The sequence below is a fragment of the Actinoplanes sp. NPDC048791 genome (assembly GCF_040650095.1).
Lineage (GTDB): Bacteria > Actinomycetota > Actinomycetes > Mycobacteriales > Micromonosporaceae > Actinoplanes.
Map to the genome: position 1 here is coordinate 1 of NZ_JBEZGQ010000954.1, position 3,227 is coordinate 3,227.

Annotated in this window: 3 protein-coding genes; 2 read left to right on the plus strand and 1 reads right to left on the minus strand. The window is 73.5% G+C overall.

Annotated elements, in window-relative coordinates:
- Positions 1–1,042 (minus strand): metallophosphoesterase (locus tag AB0C29_RS40340; protein ID WP_360832192.1); only part of this gene is annotated, 1,042 nt, incomplete at its 3' end.
- 143 nt (positions 1,043–1,185) lie between these two features.
- On the opposite strand from AB0C29_RS40340, the gene AB0C29_RS40345 reads away from it, so the two are divergent.
- Together AB0C29_RS40345 and AB0C29_RS40350 are read left to right on the plus strand one after the other, a co-directional pair.
- Entirely contained in the window at positions 1,186–2,325 is a 1,140-nt protein-coding gene (locus AB0C29_RS40345; protein ID WP_360832194.1) for a glycosyltransferase family 1 protein, read from the plus strand.
- 13 nt (positions 2,326–2,338) lie between these two features.
- Positions 2,339–3,227: glycosyltransferase (locus AB0C29_RS40350; RefSeq protein ID WP_360832197.1), on the plus strand; the 889-nt coding region annotated here is incomplete at its 3' end.

Below are 3,227 nucleotides of genomic sequence, written 5' to 3' on the forward strand. Positions count from 1 at the left end.
GGTCGACGACCGCGGCGGCCGGCCGGGGCGCGGGCAGCGCCGGCGGGTCGAAGCCGGCGAACCGCTCCGCGAAGTCGAGCTCCAGGCTGAACCGGTCGGCCGGGCCGGTGAGCTCGATGGTCTCCGCTTCCAGCGGCGTGCGCGCCGCCGGGCGCTCGGCCAGGAACCACGGTGCGAACGTCTCGACGTCGATGGTGTCGCGGGCGAGGTCGAACGTGTAGGTCCGGATCATCCCCGCGCCGCCGTAGTAGCGGTCCTGGTAGTTGGTGATGTGCACGTGGACGTCGTGCCCGGCGTCGTTCTTCAGCACGGTGCGCCCGGGCGGCCAGTAGTGCCCGTTGAGGGTCAGGAAGATCTGGTCGTTGCCCTTGATCAGGCGGTCCCACAGGCGCTGCCCGTGGGCGGACAGGGCCGCGACTCCGGCGTCGTCGGCGTAGGCCAGGTCGTGGGTGGTGACGATCGCCGGCACCCGCCGGTGTTTGTCCAGGATGCCCTGCGCCCAGGCGAGACCGCGGTCGGAGATGCGCCAGTCCAAAGCGAGGACGAGCCACTGCCGGCCGCCGGCCGTGAGCAGATGGCCGCTGTTGTAGCCGTCGGCGGACGCGCCGGCGAAGGTGGCCATCCGGGCGAAGCGGTGCGGGCCGAACGCTTTCAGGTACGCCGAATCGCCCCGCTGGTCGTCGGTGGACGAGTTCACGTCGTGATTGCCGGCGAGCACGCTGTACGGCAGCCGCCCGTCCAGCCGCCGGAAGCACTCCCCGGCCAGCCCGAGCTCCTCGGCCGTACCGTGCTCGGTGACGTCGCCGAGGTGGGTCATGAAGACGACCTCACGCTGGTCCAGCAGGTAGCGGAACGTCTCGCGCAGCGGCGCCGGGTCCGCGCTGTCGGCGTCGAAGAGGTACTGGGTGTCGGGCAGTACGGCGAGGGCGAAGCGTTCACCCGTACCGCCGCGGGTCTTGTCCGCCGCCTGGGCGGCCGGTCCGGTCAGCAGGGGTACGGCCGGGGCGGCCACAGCCGCGCGCAGCAGGTTCCGTCGATCCACGGTGATCACTCTGCTGAAGTCGTGGCAACAGCCGACGTCGGCGAGGCGAAGAACGGGCGAACAGCGCTCTTGTCGCCCACCGTTCCCGCTCCCGTCACAACATCGTGGCCTGGTGGAGCGGGACCGCCACCCATCCTCGGCCCATGCGAATCGCGCTGGTCACGGAGTCCTTCCTGCCGGATGTCAACGGTGTCGCGCACTCGGTCGTCCGGGCCGCCGAGCATCTCGTGCGGCGCGGGCACGCCCCGCTGGTGATCGCGCCCCAGGCGCCGCCCGGGGTCCGCGGCACGGTCGGTGAGTTGCCCTATCCGGTGGTGCGCGTCCCGTCGCTGCCGATGCCCGGTTATCCGCAGATCCGGCTCGGACTGCCGACTCCGGCGCTGACCGCGGCGCTGCGGGCGCACGGGACAGACGTGGTTCATCTGGCGAGCCCGTTCGTGCTCGGAGCGTGGGGTGCGGCCGCCGCCCGGGCGCTGCGGGTGCCGGCCGTCGCGGTCTATCAGACCGATGTCGCCGCGTACGCCCGGGCGTACAAGGTGTCGATGACCGAGCATGCCGCGTGGCGGTGGATCCGGACCGTCCACAACGCGGCGTTCCGGACGCTGGCGCCGTCGACGGAGTCGGTCGCCGCGCTGGACGGTCACGGTGTCCGCCGGGTGCATCTGTGGCGGCGCGGGGTCGATGACGTGCGGTTCCACCCGCGGCACCGCAGCGCCGGCCTGCGCCGGGCGCTGGCGCCGGGTGGCGAGGTGCTGGTCGGCTTCGTCGGGCGGCTGGCGGTGGAGAAGCAGGTCGATCTGCTCGCGCAGACCAGCCGGCTGCCGGGGGTACGGCTGGTGGTCGTCGGTGACGGTCCCGCCGCCGGTACGTTGCGCCAGGCCCTGCCCGATGCCGTGTTCCTGGGGGCCAGGCACGGTGCGCAGCTCGCCCGGATCTACGCGAGCCTCGACGTGTTCGCGCACACCGGCCCGTACGAGACGTTCGGCCAGGCGATCCAGGAGGCCATGGCCAGCGGGCTGCCGGTGGTCGCGCCGGCCGCCGGTGGGCCGCTCGACCTGGTCGCGGACGGCCTGACCGGACATCTGGTGCCGCCGTTCCGGGCCGAGGGCTTCACCGCGGCGATCGCCGGGCTGGTCGCGGAGCCCACCCGGCGCGCGCTGTTCGGTGCCGCGGCCCGGGTCGCGGTCGAGGGCCGGACGTGGGCCGCGGTCGGGGACGAGCTGATCGGGCACTACGAGGCCGCGTTGCAGCCGGCCGCCGAACGCGAGCTCGTGCCGGCATGAGACTGGTGCTGACATGAGAATCGTGCGGCTGGCCAACTTCGTCACGGCCCGCTCGGGTGGGCTGCGGACCGCGCTGCGGGAACTGGGCGCCGGTTATCTCGCGGCCGGGCACTCGCCGGTCCTCATCGTGCCCGGCGCCCGGTTCGCCGACGTCGAGACCGAGCAGGGCCGGGTCATCACGTTGCCCGGGCCGGAGGTGCCGCGGCTGGGTGGCTACCGGGTGCTGCTCGACCGGCGCCGGGTCGCGGACACCTTGGCCCGGTTGCGGCCGGATCACCTGGAGGTCTCCGATCGGACGACGCTGCGGTGGACCGGCAACTGGGCGCGGCGGCACGGCGTCCCGTCGATGATGGTGTCGCACGAGAGTCTGGACGGGCTGTTGCGTCTCTTCGGCGGCGGCAACGCGCGGTGGCTGGCCGACCGGCTCAACGCGCGCAGCGCCGCCGGCTTCGACCGGATCGTGTGCACCACCGGCTGGGCGGCGGCCGAGTTCGAGCGGCTCGGGGTTCGTGACGTGGCTCGCGTACCGCTGGGTGTTGATCTTGATCTGTTCTCGCCGGCCCGGCACGACCCGGCGCTGCGGCGCCGGTGGGCCGCGCCCGGCGACGCTCTGCTGGTGCACTGTGGCCGGTTGTCGGTGGAGAAGCAGCCGCGGCGCTCGCTGGCGGCCCTGGCCGAGCTTCGTGCCGCCGGAGTGCCCGCGGTGCTCGTGGTGGCCGGCGGTGGGCCGCTGCGGCCCACGCTGCAGGCGGAGGCGGCCGAGCGAGGGCTGCCGGTCCGCTTCGTCGGGCATCTGCGCGACCGGGCCGAGCACCACGACCTTGCCGGTGCGGCCGTCCGGCAGCTCCAGCGTGAAGGTCTTGCCGATGGCGTTCTTGGGGCCGTAGCCGGCGTCGTTCGCG

Coding starts and splice junctions, on each gene's coding strand:
- AB0C29_RS40345 (WP_360832194.1), top strand. CDS start 1,186: ATGCGAATCGCGCTGGTCACGGAGTCCTTCCTGCCGGATGTCAACGGT.